The following is a 20,280-nucleotide window of genomic DNA, read 5'->3' on the forward strand; positions in this document are numbered from 1 at the left end:
AACCAATAATAGCACTGCGACGAAGTAACCGGCAACCTTAGGGCCTTGTCGCCTTTGCATAGTCTATAATAGTAGTGATCTCCTTTTCAAGAAGGCGGTGTTGTTTTGTTCAGAAGATATATTCCGTTTTTTGTTCTGCTGATTTCGGTCATCGTAAGCGGATATTCATTCAGAGATCTGGACTGGTTGAAGCATGAATCAGAGCACTTTGTTTATATATACCATAACGAAGTGGCCGGTTCGGTTTCCCAAATTGAAGAGATTGCAGAAAATACCTTCCTTGGCTTGAGTGAATTATTCGGGAACCCTTTCAGAGACAAGATCTCCATATTGATTGGAGGCTATGAGGATCGGTCAAACGGTCTGGCAAATCCAGTCATGGAATCAATCTACATAATGACGATCGGTCTCGACTATCCCTACAGAAATGACGGCTTCTGGTTGGAAGAAGTGATCACTCACGAACTTAGTCATCTTTTTCAGATTACCGCAACAACTCAAGTTGGAAACTTTCTGAGAAACTATTTCTCAAGACTTTACCTTCCTAACGCCCTTCAGCCCATGTGGTTCACCGAAGGCTTTGCGCAGTTAGGGAGCGAACTTATTGGAGACCTTTATGAGTACGATTACAGACGCTTACCTTTTCTTTGGGATCAACTTGACAGAGAGGACCCCTTTCTCGAGGAGACCGTAGTATCCGGTCACAGCGGCATCGGGGGAGAGGCCTATTACAATTACGGCTATGCGTTCCTGACATTTCTATATGAGACCTATGGCTTTGAAAGCATTCAGGAATTGGTCAGGATAAAGTCGGGGATTCTTGGATTTGCAGGAATTGATTTTTCTTTTGAGAGAGTATATGGTAAAAGCTATCAGGAGCTAAAGGCGGAGTTTATCGATTTTGAATCGGAAAAGTGGAAAGGAGTAGAGACTCCATCGATCCATAGACTCTCTTCGGATATCGGGGAATTTGTCAGTCACTACAGATCAAAGACCTACGCGAATAGACTGTATTATATTGGGTTTGATAGAGAGCAAAGATACTACACGCTATATAGGGAAGACACCGAAATTCTCAGAACCAGCATGGAGATCATTGATTTCGCTGTTTTTGAGAATGAAATTGCATTGTTGCTTTTTGAGAAGGAAGTCTCCGAAACAAGGCTTTACTTCTTCAGGGAAGGAAGGCTTGAGCGAACGAAATACTCCCACCTTGTCGGAATCGATTTCGCCGGAAAAGATCGTCTAGCAATTCTGAGGAATAGTTTGGGGACTATGTCTGTGGAAATCCTCTCACTTCGAAATGAAAGGGTGACGACGATTTTCGCGGCAATAGACCCGGAAATGCAGATCACTAGCGTCAGAGCATCTCAAGATGGTGCGCTCGTAGCGTTCAGAGTCAATATGCGCGGAAACAAGTATATTGCATTCTACTCATCGGGTTTCGATGCCCCTTTAATGTACAAAATCGATAAGGACTTCTCACTTGGAAGCTGGACTTCAGGCGGATTTCTTATTTCGGTAGAGAACGGATTTGGCAGCAGTGTTTATCTTGTCACATCTGAAGGCGAGATGACAAGTCTTGCCACCTTTCCCAGGTACGTCAGAGATCCTGCCAGAACAAGAGAAGGAATTGTGGCTGTCGGTCAGGTCAAGGGAAACAAGTTGTTGTACTCAGTTGAATCAAAGACCACTGAGTTCAAGCTCAAAGAAACGACTGTTGAGATGCGAGTTCCTGAGCCATTAGAAGGCGAGAAATACGAAGGTTTCACAAGTTGGAGATTTGTGTCTCCCATTCCTTACAAGGGTCTGTCTTTGCTTTTTTCCGATCTTACATTTCACAACCATCTGATTGCCGGTGGATCTTTCGACTTTGGAACAATGCTTCCGAGCCTCCACCTCGAACTGTGTAGTATTGACTACACGCCCGTTGATTTCACCCTTTCGTTCGAGTTTTCGGATCTCAATGTCGAAGCTTCTTTGGAGGCTTATCGTCAGTATGTCATTAATCCCAAACTTGCTTTCGGCTGGAAGGCCGAGCTCAATTATCCCCTGCAAGTCTCGGGATCAATTAACGTTGTTCTTCAGGATTCATCTGTGCTTTACGGGGGTCAGGCATCACTGAAGACGAATATCGCCGTTAGGGATACGCAGACGGCAACTTCAAATCTTGTGGACGTGGGGATAAGAGTCGATTTTGACTGGAAGAAAAACGGATTTGCATTAGATTCAGCTATCTTTTCTAGGGTAACTTTCGGAGAAGATCCATCTCTAGTACCGGTTGAGCTATGGGATTTCAGGGACGATTCCAACATAGTCGTTGGCCTTTCAATCTCGTCTGACTACACTATTTCGAGGAGAGGGTTCAATCTTATTAATCTTGTTCACCTTTCTGAGGAAGGAATTGGAGCGAAGATCGATACGTTGATAGGAAGGAGCTTTTCCTGGAGACTGGCTATATATAAGTTTGAGACGGTCTACCTTTACGCAGCTTACCCAATTGAAATAAAAGCAGGAATCATGCTTGAAAGCATGAGACTCCTGCCCTACATAGATTTCGCACTACTTTACTAAAACTTCACAACCCTCAGGAGAATCCTGCACGCTCACAGCGTACAGCCTTTCTCCGTTGTGAACTTCGAATGTCAATGATCTCTCTCTGCATTTGAAGCTACCTGTTTTGGGTAGAACTTCAATTCTAATTCCATCTGTACAACTGCGCACAACTATTTTCTTCAAAGAATATTCGCCGGTTTCGTGAGCGTTGCTAATTCCGTCGTCTTCATACAGTTCAAACTCCGCATAATTCTTAACAAAACCTATGATTCGAAGATCTCCCCAGGATCCGCTCTCAACAAATTGAGAGCTGCAGGTGGTAACGACCATGGAGTCCTCCTTCAAGAAATAGGGAATGGTATCTAAAGGAGCCTCTGTCCAGACATGGCCTGAAGCGAATGCTCTCTTCGTGTTAAGATCTAGCCATTCTCCTTCTGGAAGATAAACGTGCCTACCCTTTGAATTCCTCTGGTAAATGGGAGCAACCATGATAGACGGACCTATCATGAACTGATCGTCGGCGTTATAAGTTTCCCTGTCTTTGGGCCAGACAATCGGGAGGGGTCTAATCATTGTCATTTTTCCGTCGGCTGACTGCTTATGAATTGTGTAGAAATAGGGAAGCAATGAGTAACGAAGCTCTATTGCCTTCTTAATAAGCCTCTCCACCTCGCTGTCGAAGGCCCAAGGTTCCTGTCTCCTCGTTCCAATGGCACTGTGATTCCTGAAGAAGGGAAGAAAGGCCCCCAGTTGAGTCCATCGTACAAGCAGCTCTCCGCTACAATCGCCGCCAAAGCCGCCCACATCGCAACCAACAAAGCTTACTCCTGCAAGCGAAATGGATTGGATTAGCCTGATTTCGCTTAGCAGCTGTTCCCAACTACTCTCGTTATCGCCCGTCCAAAGGATCGCGTATCTTTGAATGCCGGGATATGACGATCTAGTGATAATGAAGGGTCTTGAATCGGGCCTGCTTTTCCTTATTCCCTCGAATGCTGCTCGAGCCATATTGAACCCATAGATGTTTCGGACCTTTCTATGCAAGTGAGCGATCCCATTATCATCAGTCTGAACAAAATCCTTCCCGTAGTCGTAGTACTTCTTCTTTGAGGCAATCCTCGCAAAAAGGAATTCCGTTTCAATTCCATTGTCATCTATTTCGGTTGCAAGCTGTTGTAGCTCTTTGAGCAATTCAGGTGTGTAGAAAATCGAGGGCTCATTCATGTCGTTCCAGAAGCCAGAGACTCCGTCCTTCAAGAGCCTGTCATAATGTTCTCCCCACCAATTTCTCGTAGCAGAGTTCAGGAAGTCCGGGAGTCTGGATTCTCCAGGCCAGACTGCAGGTCTAAAGGGAGTACCATCTTCCTTCTTGCAGAAGAAGTCACCCTTGAGGCCATCCTCATAGATGTCGTAGTTTTCAACTGCCTTAACACCCGGATCTACTATTGAAATGATCTTAATGCCCATATTAGATAGTCGTTCTATCATTGACGACGGATTGGGGAAGCTATTCTCATCCCAAGTGAATACCTTATAACTGTCCATGTAGTCAATATCCAGATGTATTGCGTCGCATGGTATCTTTTTGTTCCTGAGATTTTCCGCGATTTCAATAACGGATTTCTCATCTCCATACGACCATCTTGACTGATGATAACCCAAAGCCCAGGCGGGTAAGAACAAAGGGTTCCCGGTTAGTCTGAATAAGTCTCTTATAGTCTCATGTGGGCTCTCAAAGAACATGAAAAGACTAAAACCATCACCTTCTATATCGATTTTCAGCCTGTCTCGCGTTTCGAAGCCTACGTCGAATCTGGAGTATCCCGGGTGATCTAGAAAGAAGCCGATCTGTCTCCTGGCTGAAGCTATATAGAATACTGGAAGCGTTGAGTAAAGCCTTTTCTTTGAGGGAGAATGATCAGGTTCATCGGTATTGTACATCTCATAAACTGCGCCCCTTTTGTTGAGAGGGCCGATCGATTGTCCGAGTCCAAGAACTGCCTGGTCGTCATGTAGTTCGATTTTAATACTGAATCCATCTGTCGTTTCTACAATCTCCATCTCGTTGAAGTCCTGCGATGAGGATCCTTCTAGCCCGTGCAGCCTCAACCCTTGGAAGAGATGATTTGCCACGTCGCTGTCCAGTTCTTCTGCAGGCGCCGTCAACACCGAATCAGTTTCGAACTTCGTCTTTCCCTCTCTTTCAACTTCCATTTTGATTACTGAATCGAAATAGCGAAAGAATCGTTTTCTCAAAGCAGCGCCTCCATTTATAGGAAATTTCGATCTCATTGTACAACAAAATGTTAGACTTTGTATGTAAAGCAGAAGCGAGGAGGTAGATTGATGACAGTCAGGAAAGCTATTGAGAAGATCAAGGGATTGGAAGCTGAGATGCTTTCGGAGATTACTGGAAAATTCTCGTTCTTTATCGAAGGAGGTGATCCACAGAGATTCACTGTCGAGATCTGCGATGGCAGGCTAGAGGTTTTTGAAGAAGAACGACCTTCGGATTGCTCAATACGCACAGATTTCGCGACCTTTGAAGGACTGATTGAAGGAGTTGTGAATCCTCTGACAGCTTTCATGACTGGAAGTTTAAGGGTATCGGGCGATCTGGCCTTTGCGATGAAGCTTAACAAACTGCTTGGAGGTGGATGAATGGCACATGAAGTACTGATATTGGCTTTTGAAGGGAAGAAATCTTGTTTTCTTCATGCTTTGCTGAATGCACTTGACATGTCGGAAAAGGGATTTGCCGTATCTGTCGTAATGGAGGGAGAATCTCCCCGTCTCATGAAAGAGATTACACATGAAAAGGATCCTGTTCATGAGATTTACATTGAAGCGAAGAAAAGGGGCCTTATAAAGGCCGTATGTTATGGTTGTTCGAAAATGATGGGCGTCCTTGACATAGTAGAGAAAGAGGGTCTCCCCCTGAATGGGGACATGAGGAACCACGTTCCGCTGGCACCATATGTGGAGCGTGGAGCCGAGATCATTACATTCTAGAGGAAATTCGAATTATTACTGCGGAGAGCTGACTAAAGGCAGATTTCTCTCAAAGAAAGGAGTTCGTGATGAGGAACAGTCTTAGACGATGGAAGAATGAAAAACTGGCGCAGAAACTCATAGAAGTCTTTGAAAGCAAATCCGTGAGGGTGATTTACCTCCCAGATATAGAAATGGTGGTCGAAGAAGTTCATAAGCTGATTCCCGATGGAGCTACCGTTAGTTCAGGCGGATCGGTGACACTTCAGGAGTCTGGAGTAATGGATTTGTTGAGGTCGGGGAAATATGAATTTCTTGACAGAGACTCGGTTTCCGAAGATAGAGAGAAAAGGGAGATCATGATCAAGGCATTTGAGTCCGACTATTATCTATGTAGCGCGAATGCCATAACAGAGAATGGAGAGATTCTACTGCTGGATGGGAGCGGCAACAGGGCCGCTGCAGTAACGTTCGGCCCCGAGAAGGTGATTTTTGTCGCCGGAATTAATAAAGTCGTGAACGATCTGGATGCAGGCATCAAGAGGATCAAGTCGATAGCACCGATGAATGCAAAGAGGCTGAACTTGCATACTCCCTGCGTGACAACCGGATTTTGCTCCGACTGCAGCAGCGAAGAAAGAATATGTGAAACGTACTCGATAATAATCGATTCGAGAAGAAGACCATGGCGCTACACGATCGTTCTTGTAGGTGAAGAGCTTGGCCTGTAAGAAAACTCTCAGGATAAGAGTCTTTGGGCGTGTGCAGGGCGTTGGTTTCAGGTACTTTGCCCTTCACACCGCCACGTCTCTTGGGGTGACGGGTTTTGTGAGGAACGAGCCCGATGGAAGTGTGGAGATCGTTTGTTCCGGATGTGATGAGGAAATCGATGCTTTCGTTGAAAGAATAGATAGGGGTCCATCCTATGCCAGCATTACAAAGACAGAAATTGAAGAGCTCCCATTCAAGCCGTTCAATAACTTCGAAATTAGGTACTGAGGTTTAGATTTGTCCCCATTCTGCTAGGAACCTCTTCACAAACTCCACAACGAAACTGTAGCGGTCCTCAGCCATTTTTCTTGCAGTTCCCGTCCAGAAAGTTTCCGGTCTTATCTTAAGTATCTTCTCGTGAAAATGATTGATAGAACTACGCGAATTGCCGCTATAAGAGTTGCACGGACCGAATTGGAGAGAGTGAAGAGGAGTTCCGACCTTTCCGGAATAGGCAAAGACCCTTGCTATGGCCACTGCACCTATAGCGTCTAGTCTGTCCGCATCCTGGAGGATCTTTCCCGTCACACTGGTAGGTGTTAAACCGCCGGAGTATCTGTGCGATCTAATCGCCTGCGAGACTTCCGAGATAAACGAAAAGTTGAATTCCATGGTCGGTAGAAGTCCTAAAGCATATTCCGCGCCGGATTCTGCATGATCGATGCCGGTTAGAGCTTCTTGAGGCCGCTTAATGTCATGAAGGAGTGCGGCGATGACTGCCTTTTGAAGGTCACACCTCTCCCGAGAAGCAATTTCGCTCGCATTCTCCGTTACCCTGAAAGTGTGGGAAATATCATGAGCAGGGTCATCGTAGTCTTCAAAGGCTTCCCTAACGATGTGGAGGATTTCTCGCAAGTGTGGAATGCAGTCCATCAGCTCTGTAAGATTCATATTTCTCTCCTTGAGTAAAAAAGAAAAGTCTAGATGCATAATGTAAAATAAGTATACAAGATGATTTGTATGAATAGGTGAAAGGAGGCACGAATATTGAATATCCTCGTTACAAACGATGATGGAATCATGTCGCCCGGGATTATTTTGCTTGCCGAAACGCTTTCTGAAGAGCATGAAGTCCTTGTAGTTGCACCCGATGTCGAAAGAAGCGCGACTGGACACGCAATAACAATCAGAACTCCGCTGTGGGCCAAGGAAGTCAAAGTCGGTAATAAGAACATCGGCTATGCAATTAATGGTACTCCGGCTGATTGCGTTAAGCTCGGATTACTTGCGATTTCGGATAGGAAGATAGATCTTGTGATAAGCGGGGTGAACAAAGGGCAGAATATGGGAATAGATGTTCTTTATTCTGGAACAGTCTCAGGTGCTCTAGAGGGCGCAGTGACTGATACCCCATCGATTGCGGTCTCAAGCAGTGACTGGAGTAATCCCGAGTATGAAACCGCAGCCAGATTCATGGTCAATTTTCTCAAAATCTACGATGTCAGTAAGATGCCGGACTTCACGGCTCTAAATATAAATGTTCCTTCAGTCAAGTACGAGGAACTGAAGGGTTGGAAAGTGACCAGACAGAGCAGAAGAAGATACAAGGATTATTTCGAAAAGAGAAAGGATCCTTATGGGAACAACTACTACTGGATATTCGGAGAGGTAGTCGAAGATGAATGTTCTACTGATTGTGATTTCAACGCAGTTAAATCCAACTTCGTATCGATAACCCCTCTCCATGCCATTATGACCGATAAAGAGTATTTTGAGGAACTGAAGGAGATTTCGGAAGGGTGGTCGGAATGAAAGTGATTTATATAGGAAACCCCATACTTCGAAATGTTTCCGAGAGTGTCGAAGTTTTCGACGATGATCTCAAAGCGTTCGTGAAAGAGTTGAGCAAGACGATGTACGTTGAGGACGGCGTGGGCCTCGCAGCACCGCAAGTGGCTGTGTCCCGGAGGATTTTTGTTTACGACCCCGGAGACGGGTTGAGGGTAGTAATTAATCCAGAGATTATTTCCAAGAGTGATGAGACAGTAAGGATGGAAGAGGGTTGCCTCAGCATACCCGGAATTTACGCCGATATCATCAGGCCGTCTGCAGTTCGAATACATTATCAGGATGAATATGGCCGGCACCACGAAGAGGATTTGACGGACTATCCTGCGAGAATAGTGCAGCACGAGAGCGATCATCTTGAAGGAGTGCTATTCGTCGATTATCTTTCCTCATCAAAAAGAGCGGTGCTGAAACCAAAATTGAATCAGATAATTAAGGAAAGCATAAGATAAAATGAAGATCGTATTCATGGGAACTCCCGAATTTGCGGCTGCTCATCTCAAGGCGATTGTAGAATCGGGGAACAACGTGGCAGGAGTCTTTTCACAGCCTGACAGGCCTAAGGGGAGAGGGCGGAGAGTAGAACCCACCCCGGTGAAGACAGTCGCCACTAGCTACGGAATACCAGTTTTTCAGCCTGAAAAGATCAATTCTGATGAAGGGTTCGAAAAACTTTTGGAGCTATCTCCAGATATTATCGTTGTTGTGGCATTTGGAAAACTTCTTAAGTCGGGTGTTATAAACCTTCCAACCATCGGTTGTTTCAACGTTCATGCTTCTCTTCTGCCCAAATATAGAGGTGCAGCCCCGATTCAGCGAGCAATAGAAAGTGGAGAGACAAAGACGGGAATAACGATATTCAAGATTGATGAAGGAATGGATACTGGTGAGATTGCTCTCAAAAGAGAAATCGAAATAGAATCGTCGGACACTTTAGGAACGCTTTACACGAAGCTTGAAAAGCTTGGTACAGAAACATTGCTGGACTTTTTGAGAATCGTAAACGAGGGAAAGCTGAAGCTTTCTCCACAGCAAGGAGAGTTTTCGAACGCACCTAAAATCCAATCTTCGGATCTCGTCATCACAGATTTCTCTGATCCTGTGAGGGTAGTGAATAAGATAAGAGCTTACGACCCCCGTCCGGGAGCAAGAGCAGAGCTTGAAGGTAAACCGATAAAGTTGTATGGGGCTTCAGTAATTGACTTCTATGGGAAAGGCCGTAGAATCGGCGAAATTGTGGAAATTGATGACCGCGGAATGGTTATTAGCTGTGGCACTGGAAATGTTATTATATCGTTAGTGCAGTTACCCGGGAAGAAACCGATGAGACCCAAGGATGCTGTAAGTGGTCGGTTAATTCACGAAGGGATGATTTTGGGGGGATAAAAATGCCCAGGGTAATGAGGTTATTTCAGATCAGAAACGAGATCACTGAAGATGGTGCTGCTAGAATAGTTGCGAGACTAAGGTCGCTCGACGGCATAGTTAAGGCTCAGGCAGATGTTGCCAGCGGAGTGGTAGAAGTTGAATACGAGAATGCAATCGTTGACAGATATATAATTCAGGAAGAACTGTCCAAACTCGGTTTTGATATGCTTATATAAACCATTCTCGCACTTTGCTTCTTGACAAAGGAATCCGGTCAAGTTATAATTTCTGACGTGTGACGTTGCCGAGGTGGTGGAATTGGCAGACACGCATGGTTGAGGTCCATGTGGGCAGTTTAGCCTATGCGGGTTCAAGTCCCGCCCTCGGCACCACTGAACCGGGTTCATAGCCCGGTTTTTTCTTTTGAGGTGCTTCTTGGGAGAGATTCTGCTAGGTAATATTTTCAAACGGAACGCAAAAACAAGAATTAGCTTGAGACGGATTTCTCAGAACTCTCCATTCGTCTCAATGAATATCGAAGATCTTCCTTCGTTCTTTTCGGAGAGAGGTGAAGACTGTCTTTTTGTGGATGGGTCGTTGGACAGTGAGTATCTCCAGAAGATAGCTATCGATGAAGGATATCTGAGAAGCTTTCTTTTTCAGTCGGAGTCTAAGGATCTCGGGACTCGGATTCTTCAGTACAGAAAGACTCTTGAGAAAATGCCAGCAGGGCTCTCATCGATAGTTGAGAAGACCGTAGAGAACGGTGGGCTGAGGAACTTCCTTCTTCTTGCACTTAGGGAAAGCGAGTTTCTAGATCCGTGGGAGGATTATGTGCTTTCCGCTCTCAAGAGGAATGAAAGAAGAGAAAGGGGCAATCCCAGGATCAATCTTCAGAAGACCGTAAAACTGGTTTTCAGTGAGGGTGGGCTCCTACAGGATTCAATGAAGGGATACGAATTCAGACAAGAGCAGTTCATGACGGCTCTTGAAATCGCAGAGTCAATTGAAAGAGACGGCAATCTTATGATCGAGGTCGGTACTGGAACCGGAAAGAGTATAGCATACCTGGCACCGATTGCATACGCCTGTATCTCGACTATGAATCAGGCAGTTGTCTCTACAAGAACAAGAATCCTTCAAGATCAGCTCTTTAAGAAAGATGTGGAGGTGCTGAGGACCTTTCCTAACCTTGATGATCTGCGTGTTTCGGTAATGAAGGGGAGAGAAAGATATCTTTGTGTCAGAAAGCTTTTTGAGGTCGTGACCCTCGCTCTCAACAAGATGTTGGATGAAGAGATGTCAAAGGAACTTTCAGGAATACTCATCTGGTCTATGATAACTTGCGAGGGAGATCTCGACACGCTTCCGTTGAAAGAAGAGATGAGAAGAATGATTTCTGGAAACAGATTCGACTGCACGAGACGACTCTGCCCTTTCTTCGAGATCTGTCCTTATTACGTCCAGAGAGAAAACGCGAAATGCTCCGACATAGTTATCACGAATCACTCCTTCCTCTTTAGCGAAGCAAACATAAGACTTTCCGACGGAGACGCCGAAGAGCGAGAAGATATCGGAACTCTTCTCCCGGGATTCAAATATCTCGTTGTGGATGAGGCACATGAGCTCGAGGCTTCATTGACACAGGCCATGAGCTACCGCTTTCAGCCGTACGAGCTGGCCGGTACTGTGAGAAGACTCATAAAGGCAGTTAGGAATTCCTTTGGATTTCTGAAGAGGCACTTTGACGAGGATTTTTTGAGAAGACTGTGGACAAAGCTCAAAGAGGCAACCGCTAGTCTGGACAAACAGATCACAGAGCTTGTCAAGGTTACAGGCAGTTCTGAATCCGAAAACCGAACTACATTCACAGGAAGAGAACTCGAAGCGATAATATCTATGCTCGCAGCAATTTCCGATACTCTTCAGACACACGTATATATTGGTACCCAGACGATGCAGATGCTGGATGATGTAGAGGAAAGAAATGAAAAGATAGATGGTTTAGAAGCTGAAGTAAGCAGGATTCTCACTGAAACAAGGGAATGGATGAAACAGATAGCGGGAATCACTTCTTCTCAGGAGTCGAGGGTTGTTTATGTAAGCCGATTTGAAAGGCGCCTCGATAGCCTCAGCATAATTTCCTCACCTGTGGAAAACGATACCTTGATGGCATCGATCTTCCCCGATGTAAGCGTCAAGATTTTCATCTCTGCGACTCTGTGGGTTTACAGCAGGGGTAGCGATGGCTTCAATTACGCCAGGAGAATACTTGGAACAAGCAGTAACAATGAAGCGGTTAGGCTCGGAACTTCATTTGATTATACGCAGCAGCTGAAGTTCTTCGTCCCGGCCGATCTGCCCGACTATCTTCCGAATTCGCTAATCTATCTCGAAAGTGCGGCGGATATAACGCTCAAAGCCTTGAAGATAGTAGGTGGTGGTTCAATGGTGCTTTTCACTTCTTACGAAGACATGAAAGGGACTCTTTCCAGAATCTCCGGCGGACTTGGAGATATGGTGATTCACATTCAAGATAGGGAGGACAGTCCGACAACCATTCTTGCAGACCACGTAAATTCAGAGAAGTCCGTGATATTCGGAGCCAGAGCATTCTGGGAGGGTGTAGATCTTCCTGGTGAACAGCTCAAACTCCTGATTGTATACAAGCTCCCCTTTGAAAGACCGGATGAACCGCTAATTGAGGCTAGAATAAAACATTACGGGAAGAGGAGTTTCGTAGAAGGTATGAACAAGTATTATTATCCAAAGATGATAACGGCCTTCCGACAGGGACTCGGCAGACTTATAAGAACCAGGGGTGACCATGGGGTTGTGATTGTGCTGGACAAAAGGATAATCGATTCTAGAAGAGCTTACTCTAGGAAATTGCAGGCTTCTCTTCCTCCCGGAGTAGACATTCAGGCTGAAAGCAGCAGCAAGATCTTAAGAGAACTAAGAAAGCTTAAGAGGGAGAGATGGATCTAATGATCAGGTCTATCATCTCTCACTTCTTTCCCAACTCTTGTCTCGCCTGCGAGAAGGAAATAGATCCAGGTCATTACCTTTGCTTCGAGTGCTTAAACTCGATGGATGGTCCGATTATGGCCCCACTTGAACTTCCATACATTGATTCAGCCTTCTCTTACTGGAAGTACGAAAGCCCGATGAGGGAGCTGATTCACGCTTACAAGTTCGAAGACAGACCGGGTATAGCCCATCTCTTTTCAAATATGACCTTCGAGATGATGAATACGTTTCTCCCGGCAACGAACGTTGTTGTTCCGGTACCAACATCGCTTCAAGCTTTCGTAAAGAGAGGTTATGACACAAACTTGGGAATACTGCGATTTCTCTCCCGAAAGGTGGAAATAAGGATTGAGAACATACTCTCAATATCGGGAAAGACTGTACCTCAATCTACTCTCAAAATGAAGGATAGAATTGATAATGTGAAGGACAAGTTCCGTCTCAAGAAGAAGCCGTCATGCGATTCGGTGATTCTTTTCGATGACGTTGTTACTTCTGGCGCAACTGCCAGCCAATGTGCTAGAGTTCTTAGAGAAGGGGGAGTAAAAGATATTGTTTTCTTTGCAGTTGCCAGTGCAAAAAAATAGGGCCTCACGGCCCCTGGCTGGGAGAGGAGGACTCGAACCTCCATCGGCGGATCCAGAGTCCGCTGTCCTACCAATTGGACGATCTCCCAAGACAGTAAAGATTATAAAGCAGAAGGCAACTGGTGTCAAGACGTTTGGAGGCATATGATGAACATAGCGATGTTCAGTGATACTTATTCTCCTCAGGTTAACGGAGTGGTAACCATGATCAGAATGCTTGAGGAAAATCTTCAGAAAAGAGGACACAATGTCTACATTTTCACAGTGGATCACCCCGAGGCCGGCATTCAGGAGAACGTTTACCGTGTCCCTTCACTGAGATTTCCATGGGAGAAGCAACATAGAATTGGCCTTCCAACTAACTTCAAAGAACTCATTCAGATTGTGAAGAGCCTCGACATAGACATCGTCCACTCTCATACGTCTCTCATAGTAGGATATCTGTCTGGTATGGTGATTTCCAATCTTCACATTCCTGCTGTCACGACCTATCACACGATGATGGAAGAGTATGTCCACTATATCCCTTTTATGGAGCCTATTCTGAGAGTATATATAAGAGGTCAGGATAGAAGGTTTTGCGACAAGAACAGAGCCGTCATCGCACCTTCGATCAAGATAAAGAAGCTGCTGCTCTCTTACGGCGTTTCGTCTCATATAGAGGTAATTCCAAATGGCGTTGACCTGGCTCCTTTCATGAAAGAAGTCGATATTGATGAAATCAGATCGTTTAGGAACAAGTACAAGATCGGCGAGAACGAGAAGGTTCTGATCTTCGTCGGCAGACTGGGAGAAGAAAAGAGTATAGACAAACTCATCGAGAACTTCACCAGGATCAACACAGCTCTGCCGGATTCCCATCTACTGCTAGTTGGAGACGGACCTCTAAAGGGCAAACTGAAGGAACTTGCAGGAAACTTGGGTGTTGGCAAGAGGGTTCACTTCACAGGTTTCTTGAAGTGGCCGGATGAGATTACGTTAGCCTACAAGAGCAGTGATGCGTTCATGATTGCCTCTCACACGGAGACCTTTGGCTTGGTTACGCTTGAAGCAATGGCATCCGGCCTGCCGGTAGTGGCCTTCAAGGATGACAGCATTGCAAATATGGTTCTAGATGGAGAGAACGGGTTTATGTGCCCCTCAAAAGAAGAGTTGTCTACTGCGGCGATTGAGCTGCTTACAGATAGAGACCTCATGGAGAGAATGTCGAAGCGCTCTGTTGAGATTTCTAAAGACTTCTCAGCGGAAGCGAATGTCGAGAGAACGCTGAATCTTTACCAGAGAGTGATTAGAAACGAGATTTAGATTTGAACCCAATTTCGTGTGCCGAAAGCATTCCACCGAAAATGATGTTGGCGTAGTAGCTGAAGAATCTCCAAATAAGCAGTGCGGCTCCTATCCCATCGCCAAAGAAGGATTTGAAGAAGAGAACATAACCGCCTTCAGAAACACCGCTTGCTCCCGGGGTAGGAATAAGCGAGACAACAAGAAAGAGTATCAGTTGGACGGAAGTGATCTCAAGGTAGTTGACGGGAGTACCGATCGAAAGTGAAACAAAAAACGGAATTGATATCATGCAGATCAGCTGAGCCAGCGTACTCAATGATGCCATGACAAGTGTAACAGGTCTTTCTATAAGACACTTCATTGAAGAGTGGAAGAAACGCAGTTCTCTAAGAGCCTTCTCTATCATCGAATCTCTATCCTTTATGATCCTTATTCTGCTCAGCAAGTTGATCATCAAGCGAATTAGCTTTTCCGTGAACCCTGGGTTTAAGGAGAATAGAATCAAGAATGCAAAAACAAAGCTGTTGAGTACGAAACCGAAAATCGACAGAACGGCCAAGTTGGAAATCCTTCCCACAACTATGGGATAAGCCTTAATGATTGCAGCAGCTCCAAGAACAGTAATTACTGACTGGTAAATCAGAAACCTTGAGACCAACATTGCTGTTGACTCGCCAACAGATATTCCCTTTCTTTGCATAAAAACTATCTGTGCGGGCTGTCCTCCCGAGGAGAAGGGCGTGATCCCATTGAAGAAGGTTCCAATAACCGTGATCTTGAAAAGATAAGTCAAAGGGATTGTCAGGCTCCTCATCAAAGCAAAAGTCTTAAGGGTTACTGCTTCAAAGAACCAAGTGCCAACTGTCAGACAAAAAGTAAGAAAGAGCCATCCGGGATTGGCACTTGCAAGATAAGAGATCGATTTGTTGAAGTCGGTAGCAAGTAGGACAATTACTATAATCAGAACGCTCAACGAGATAGCGATCAAAAAGTTCCTTGTGGTTCTCTTCATGGTCTCTTGTCAAGTACCTCAAGATAGATACTCTTCAGTTTCTGGCCGATAATCGAAAGATCCCTCTCAAGAGCGGTCTCCTTCCCACAAGATGTAATCTTCTTCCTAACACTATTGCTCTCAAGCAATATATCGATCTGCCGCATGAATTCTTCATTGCTCTTGGCTTTCAGACAGTTCTCACTGTGCTTCATCCAGTCGCTGTAGACCGGGATGTCTCTAAGTACTATCGGTGCTTCAGTTGAGAGCGCTTCGAGGACTACGATGCCTTCAGTTTCCTCGTAGCTTGGAAATAGAAACACGTCACAGGCCGAGTAAGGGCCAATAATCATCTCTTGAGGAACAAAACCAGGGAACTTCACATTGTCCGGGGGATTTCTCAGAAGCCGTCTTATCTTTGCGGGTAATAGACTGCTGATCTTAGCTCCAAACCAGAAGAAGGTAAGGTCTTTCCTTGCCTCCGCGATCTGACAGAAATCTATGACGCCCTTTCTCTCGAAGGGAAGGCCCACCGACACAACCAATGGTTTTCGAATTTCATTGTCTGACAGGAATTTCTCGGCCAAAGCCTTGTTTCTGCTGAACTTCTTGTTGTCAACACCGTTGGACACGGCTTTAATCGGCAGATTTATGCCGTAGTTCATTATGAGTTTCTTAGCATACTCAGTTGGGGAAATAAGAAAATCCGCCGATGAGTAAAGCTTTATCAACCTCTTTTTAAGCCAGGGAGCAATGACATTTGAAAGAGTGAACGAGTTTCTGAAATCCTCATAAGTCGTGTGAGTATGATAAATGACGGGAATATGAGCTTTCTTTGCTTTCTTGAGAACTCTCTCTGCTCCCGGTCCGATCGTGTTGATGTGAACGACATCAAAACGGTCTTCCTCATTCGTTGTGTACTCAACGCCAACCTTGTCAAGAGCAGACATCTGGTGTTTGAGAGCCATTCCCACGCCCGACTTGCTGAATAGCTTTTTGCCTTCGGAATAAAGCAGAACCTTCATCTCTACCTCCAGGAGAACTCCATGTTGATCGTTAGTGTAGCTTCGCCAAAGATGCTCATCTGCTAGAAGTGATTCTGTTACAGAAAGTAGTTTCGAAACCTGAATCGAAGAGATTTCTTTCCTATTCTCAGCCACTAAGAACCGCACATTGAGAAACTACTTCCAGAACGGCGAGACGCTCTTCAACGACTATTTTACCCCATCTTGATGCATTTAGCATATCCTTTGCATTCAGTACGGATAGGGTTTCCCTAACAGAACTGGCGTGTCTCCTCATTCGTCTTAACTATCCATATTTGTTTCTCGATTGAAGAAGCGAACCACACTTCACAAATAAGACACAGAAGATCTTCTGAAGCTTATTAGGCATGGAGTTTATGAACCTAGTCATTAAGGTATACTAATGCGTGTTGGAGACAGAGTATTATGGAGGCATAAGTTGTAGCAGTTGATGCCTTCGTAAGTCTTCGTTGATAATGTTGGGGGAATTCCTATGAAGTTTTTCATAACAGGAGAGAGAAATTCAGGAAAGAGTTATCTTGTAGAAAGAGTTAAGGCCTTGGCCAAGTTCACAGGGTTTGAGACACGCTTTGACGAGGATCTTGTTGACCTTTCCATTAGTTTTTTCAATGGCAATTCATTTCTCATAGGTTCTCGAGATAACGGGCGATTAAAGATGGTGGACGAAGGGTTCTCATCTGCTGTAAAACTTCTTGGAGCTATTGAGATTCCATCCGATCATCTCCTGATAATGGATGAGATAGGTTTTCTTGAGGAAGACTCCCCCGAGTTTCAGCAAGCGGTTGTCTCTGCCCTCAGAAGAGCGAGGCATTGCTTGTGTGTTCTTAGAAAGGGCGACTTCTCATTTATCGGTCACCTTAAGTCATCTATGGGAATAAGAAGTATAGAGCTAACTCCTGAGAATAGAGAGCAAGTATTCGGGAGAATCGCTAGAGAAATAGAAAGAGAGAGGGCGTTGCTGCCCTCTCCTGGAGGCGACGAAGGGATTTGAACCCTTGAGTAGAGATTTTGCAGACCTCCGCCTTTGACCCCTTGGCTACGTCGCCCAACGAGAATTATTCTAGCATGTAAATAGGATCATTTCAACAAAAGGGCCGCTATCGGCGGCCCTCGGGGTGGAAAATTCTTCAGGAGGGAGGTTGGCTCCCTGTTACTCGGGTCTGGAACCAACTTGCAACAGGACGCGGGGACATCCTTTGCAAATCAATGATATATCGTTGCTTACCCAAAACCAAATGCGAATTCATCCGACCTGAAACGAGCAAAGTGATTTAGCACTCTTTATCTACACTATGAACACCAATTTGAAAGTATGCTCTTTGCTCTTGCATCCGTAACATCCAAAAAAACTAGTAAGGGAGACAGAGTTCTTTCGAACATTCTCTGCTGAATGAACAGGCATGAATCACTTGCCGAAAACGAATTCTCTGAACCAAACGTAACTGGAAATACCGAAAGTGGGAATTCTGAACACCGGATATATGGGAATCGAACCATCGCCCGCCTGAAGGACATAATCGTCAAGATACTCGATCGTACCGTCCTTCGAGATCAGGTACATGCCGTTCGACAACGGGGTGCTGTAAAGCTCCACCGCCGATTTATCGGCTATCAGGTGCAACCAGGAGTATTCGTCAGGAGAGTCTGCAGAAGTGATTTCGTCGCCGGAATAAAGCCATATGAGCTCAACTTCCGGTTTTGCGGAGTATTCGTTCCATGCGACAAGTTCACTCAAAAGGCTTCTAAGTCTCTTCTCTTCTCTGCCGGTATCTTCGCAATCACCTGTAGCGCATGGAAATCCGCCGGTGAAGACTTCAAGCGGTGTCTTCGAAGTCACGACTACAATGATGGGATTTCCGAGATAATCGCTCATAGAGAAGGTCTCTCCAAATACGTCTCTGGCTTCGAACAGAGGTGCGATCGAACCCTTTTTCAACAGAGGCCTGTTCTGGGCATCTTCATCGACCTGCTCGAATGTGACTTTTCTGCCATCCCTGCTGATCTCGCTTACTCTGTAGTTCTTGTCGTTGATTCTTATGACGCTGGTCGCTTCGAAAAGCTCGTGATTCTTATGAACCATGTCTATGGTTCCATCTCTGTTCAGATCTATTCCGATGAAGACTTCGTCTATCTTATCGGCCAGGCCATCGGGCGCGGTAGGAAACAGGGCGATTTCGATCAGCTCTCCGTCGACTTCCAGCAAACCTTCTCTTCTACTCATGAGCAAGTAGTCGACTTCGACGCCTTCCTTTTTTGGAAGGATCGCGTGAATTTCAAGATCCTGGGTCATGTAAGATGAATTCCCGTTGGAAAGATATTCTACCCTTAACTGTTGACTGAATTTATAGGCGCGGCTTTCATTTATAACGGTCCCTCTATATTGTCCCTTTATAGGAATGTTGTTTAGGAAACAGCCGTCGTAATCGCTGTCGATCCAGAGGATCGGAGGCTCGACGTTCATGATTGCTATGTTGACAGTTGAATCCCCGATTCTGATCTGTCCATAGAAAATACGCTCATCTGCGAGTGCGCTGACTCCTTCCGGTGGATAAATACTCATTTCGACATCGCTTCCGCTCGCGATGTATGTCCAGCCCATCCGTTCCGTGAGGTAACCGGACAGAGTCCCGGCAAGAAGCATCGCCGACGAAATCAACGAAACGACAAGCAATATCGCTACCTTTTTAGCCATACGAATCACCTCCTCAATTCATATGTCAAAGATCGGAGCAAAAACAACTTTCACTCACAGCTTCGGCTTCAAAGTCATCTTCGATTTGGAAGAAATAGAACATTATTGTGCATTTGTTGCAGCTGGCTACGCCAAATCCTTCGCAGTCAACATCCACGTACTCCCAGCTCCACGGACTTGCGTCAATCGAGTATCTCATTCTCCGTAAGCGCTTGCATATACACTCAAAGGGTTGTTGTTTGCGTCGTAATGACGTGCTTCTGTAGAAATACAGCAATATACTGCGTAGGGTACAAGTCTCGTATTAATTATCAACTCTTTGCTGTAGGAAAACTCTGAATACCAGAAACAATCGCATTCATACAAATAGCAACCTGGGTCCTCTACTCCTGTAATCGCACGCCAGTTAGTCCAAATGTCAAAACCGACAGGAATACGAAAGAAGAATCAAAAAACACCACTTCAACATCGGAGTTCCCTACTTTCTATGTAGTTACGATACTGAAATAATATCATTATATATGTCATATAGAAAAATAGTAATTAAGTAAATTAGATATGATAAGCACTAAGTATTCGCGAATAGCCCTCCTGTGTTACCTAAATCGCAGATTGTCACAGTAATATGCAAAATTATTACGATAATTACGCGATAGAATGTATCTTACGTGGTATGTGTACGAATGGAGTCATAAAAAACATATTAAACGATTCGTAGTCTTTCCAGGATTTGGTGAACAATTCCCGACGATAATTTTCTCTTCCATATCCCGATTTGCTTGCGGGTGTTTCATATCGAATCGCTTCATTTCCCCGTAGTTATTGCTTGGCCTTCTCAATTAACAGCAATATCATCACGGCATATCGGGCTATTGACAGAAAGATGCGAGTAATGTAAAATCTTATCTGTTCGGGGACGTGGTGAAGTTTGGTTATCATGCCGGTCTGTCACACCGGTGGCCGCGAGTTCAAGTCTCGTCGTCCCCGCCAGTGAGAGTCCTTAGGGGCTCTCTTCTTTTTTAGGGTGTATCTCTCAAGATGCATGTTTCATAATAGTCCAGCAACCCGCAAGATCTTCCAATCAATATCTGCTTAACTTCTTTCAGGCTGCGTGCGGTTAGAATATATTCAGGGCAGTAACTTCAAGACTATCACCGGATTTTTGGTCAAACT

General features: G+C 45.1%; 18 protein-coding genes and 4 tRNA genes. 15 read left to right on the top strand and 7 right to left on the bottom strand.

Annotation, left to right across the window (positions count from 1 at the left end; translation table 11 throughout):
* Positions 1-105 precede the first annotated feature (105 nt).
* Positions 106-2,574 carry a hypothetical protein gene (locus V512_RS13185; protein ID WP_099830917.1) on the top strand — a complete coding sequence of 823 codons (2,469 nt, stop codon included), beginning with the start codon at positions 106-108 and terminating at the stop codon, positions 2,572-2,574.
* Here the strand turns inward: V512_RS13185 and V512_RS13190 are convergent.
* Entirely contained in the window at positions 2,563-4,812 is a 2,250-nt protein-coding gene (locus V512_RS13190) for a TIM-barrel domain-containing protein (protein ID WP_099830918.1), read from the bottom strand. The genes V512_RS13185 and V512_RS13190 overlap by 12 nt on opposite strands.
* Before the next feature lie 90 nt (positions 4,813-4,902).
* Between V512_RS13190 and V512_RS13195 the strand changes: the two genes are divergently transcribed.
* The 4 genes from V512_RS13195 (at position 4,903) to V512_RS13210 (ending at position 6,546) form a co-directional block, all read left to right on the top strand.
* The gene (locus V512_RS13195; RefSeq protein ID WP_099830919.1) at positions 4,903-5,217 is read left to right on the top strand and encodes an SCP2 sterol-binding domain-containing protein; all 315 of its coding nucleotides are present in this window, start codon (positions 4,903-4,905) and stop codon (positions 5,215-5,217) included.
* Complete coding sequence (locus V512_RS13200; RefSeq protein ID WP_099830920.1) at positions 5,218-5,568, top strand: hypothetical protein; 351 nt, start codon at positions 5,218-5,220, stop codon at positions 5,566-5,568. It begins immediately after the preceding gene.
* A gap of 68 nt (positions 5,569-5,636) precedes the next feature.
* Positions 5,637-6,278 (top strand): lactate utilization protein, encoded by a 642-nt coding sequence (locus V512_RS13205; RefSeq protein ID WP_099830921.1) that lies wholly within the window; start codon positions 5,637-5,639, stop codon positions 6,276-6,278.
* On the top strand, positions 6,268-6,546 hold the full coding sequence (locus tag V512_RS13210; protein ID WP_099830922.1) for an acylphosphatase: 279 nt from the start codon (positions 6,268-6,270) through the stop codon (positions 6,544-6,546). Before V512_RS13205 ends, V512_RS13210 begins: the two co-directional genes overlap by 11 nt.
* A gap of 3 nt (positions 6,547-6,549) precedes the next feature.
* Here V512_RS13210 and V512_RS13215 read toward each other — a convergent pair whose 3' ends face one another.
* Entirely contained in the window at positions 6,550-7,209 is a 660-nt protein-coding gene (locus tag V512_RS13215; RefSeq protein ID WP_099830923.1) for an HD domain-containing protein, read from the bottom strand.
* A gap of 96 nt (positions 7,210-7,305) precedes the next feature.
* On the opposite strand from V512_RS13215, the gene surE reads away from it, so the two are divergent.
* The 7 genes from surE (at position 7,306) to V512_RS13250 (ending at position 13,091) form a co-directional block, all read left to right on the top strand.
* Complete coding sequence (gene surE / locus V512_RS13220; protein ID WP_099830924.1) at positions 7,306-8,070, top strand: 5'/3'-nucleotidase SurE; 765 nt, start codon at positions 7,306-7,308, stop codon at positions 8,068-8,070.
* Positions 8,067-8,558, top strand: a complete 492-nt coding sequence (gene def / locus V512_RS13225; protein WP_099830925.1) for a peptide deformylase — start codon at positions 8,067-8,069, stop codon at positions 8,556-8,558. The genes surE and def overlap by 4 nt, the downstream gene beginning before the upstream one ends.
* 1 nt (position 8,559) lies before the next feature.
* Positions 8,560-9,492 (top strand): methionyl-tRNA formyltransferase, encoded by a 933-nt coding sequence (fmt, locus tag V512_RS13230; protein WP_099830926.1) that lies wholly within the window; start codon positions 8,560-8,562, stop codon positions 9,490-9,492.
* A 2-nt stretch (positions 9,493-9,494) separates the two neighbouring features.
* The gene (locus V512_RS13235) at positions 9,495-9,710 is read left to right on the top strand and encodes a hypothetical protein (RefSeq protein ID WP_099830927.1); all 216 of its coding nucleotides are present in this window, start codon (positions 9,495-9,497) and stop codon (positions 9,708-9,710) included.
* 67 nt (positions 9,711-9,777) lie between these two features.
* Positions 9,778-9,866, top strand: a tRNA-Leu gene (locus V512_RS13240).
* 43 nt (positions 9,867-9,909) lie between these two features.
* A complete protein-coding gene (locus V512_RS13245) occupies positions 9,910-12,462 on the top strand; it encodes an ATP-dependent DNA helicase (protein WP_099830928.1) in 2,553 nt (850 codons plus the stop codon).
* 116 nt (positions 12,463-12,578) lie between these two features.
* A complete protein-coding gene (locus tag V512_RS13250) occupies positions 12,579-13,091 on the top strand; it encodes a ComF family protein (RefSeq protein WP_243392445.1) in 513 nt (170 codons plus the stop codon).
* 14 nt (positions 13,092-13,105) lie between these two features.
* On the opposite strand, the gene V512_RS13255 is transcribed toward V512_RS13250, so the two are convergent.
* Positions 13,106-13,180 (bottom strand) — tRNA-Gln (locus V512_RS13255).
* 58 nt (positions 13,181-13,238) lie between these two features.
* Between V512_RS13255 and V512_RS13260 the strand changes: the two genes are divergently transcribed.
* On the top strand, positions 13,239-14,396 hold the full coding sequence (locus tag V512_RS13260) for a glycosyltransferase family 4 protein (RefSeq protein WP_099830929.1): 1,158 nt from the start codon (positions 13,239-13,241) through the stop codon (positions 14,394-14,396).
* Here the strand turns inward: V512_RS13260 and V512_RS13265 are convergent.
* Positions 14,380-15,390, bottom strand: coding sequence for a lysylphosphatidylglycerol synthase transmembrane domain-containing protein (locus V512_RS13265; protein ID WP_099830930.1), 1,011 nt, complete (start codon positions 15,388-15,390; stop codon positions 14,380-14,382). The two genes, V512_RS13260 and V512_RS13265, sit on opposite strands and share 17 nt — an antisense overlap.
* Positions 15,387-16,394 carry a glycosyltransferase gene (locus V512_RS13270; protein ID WP_099830974.1) on the bottom strand — a complete coding sequence of 336 codons (1,008 nt, stop codon included), beginning with the start codon at positions 16,392-16,394 and terminating at the stop codon, positions 15,387-15,389. The genes V512_RS13265 and V512_RS13270 overlap by 4 nt, the downstream gene beginning before the upstream one ends.
* Positions 16,395-16,887: 493 nt before the next feature.
* On the opposite strand from V512_RS13270, the gene V512_RS13275 reads away from it, so the two are divergent.
* On the top strand, positions 16,888-17,406 hold the full coding sequence (locus V512_RS13275; RefSeq protein WP_099830931.1) for a nucleoside-triphosphatase: 519 nt from the start codon (positions 16,888-16,890) through the stop codon (positions 17,404-17,406).
* On the opposite strand, the gene V512_RS13280 is transcribed toward V512_RS13275, so the two are convergent.
* Together V512_RS13280 and V512_RS13285 are read right to left on the bottom strand one after the other, a co-directional pair.
* Positions 17,385-17,461: transfer RNA gene (locus tag V512_RS13280), tRNA-Cys, on the bottom strand. The genes V512_RS13275 and V512_RS13280 overlap by 22 nt on opposite strands.
* 359 nt (positions 17,462-17,820) lie before the next feature.
* Positions 17,821-19,107, bottom strand: a complete 1,287-nt coding sequence (locus V512_RS13285) for a peroxiredoxin (protein ID WP_099830932.1) — start codon at positions 19,105-19,107, stop codon at positions 17,821-17,823.
* 912 nt (positions 19,108-20,019) lie between these two features.
* Here V512_RS13285 and V512_RS13295 point away from each other — a divergent pair.
* Positions 20,020-20,097 (top strand) — tRNA-Asp (locus V512_RS13295).
* Positions 20,098-20,280 lie beyond the last annotated feature (183 nt).

This window comes from Mesotoga sp. Brook.08.105.5.1 (assembly GCF_002752635.1).
Lineage (GTDB): Bacteria > Thermotogota > Thermotogae > Petrotogales > Kosmotogaceae > Mesotoga.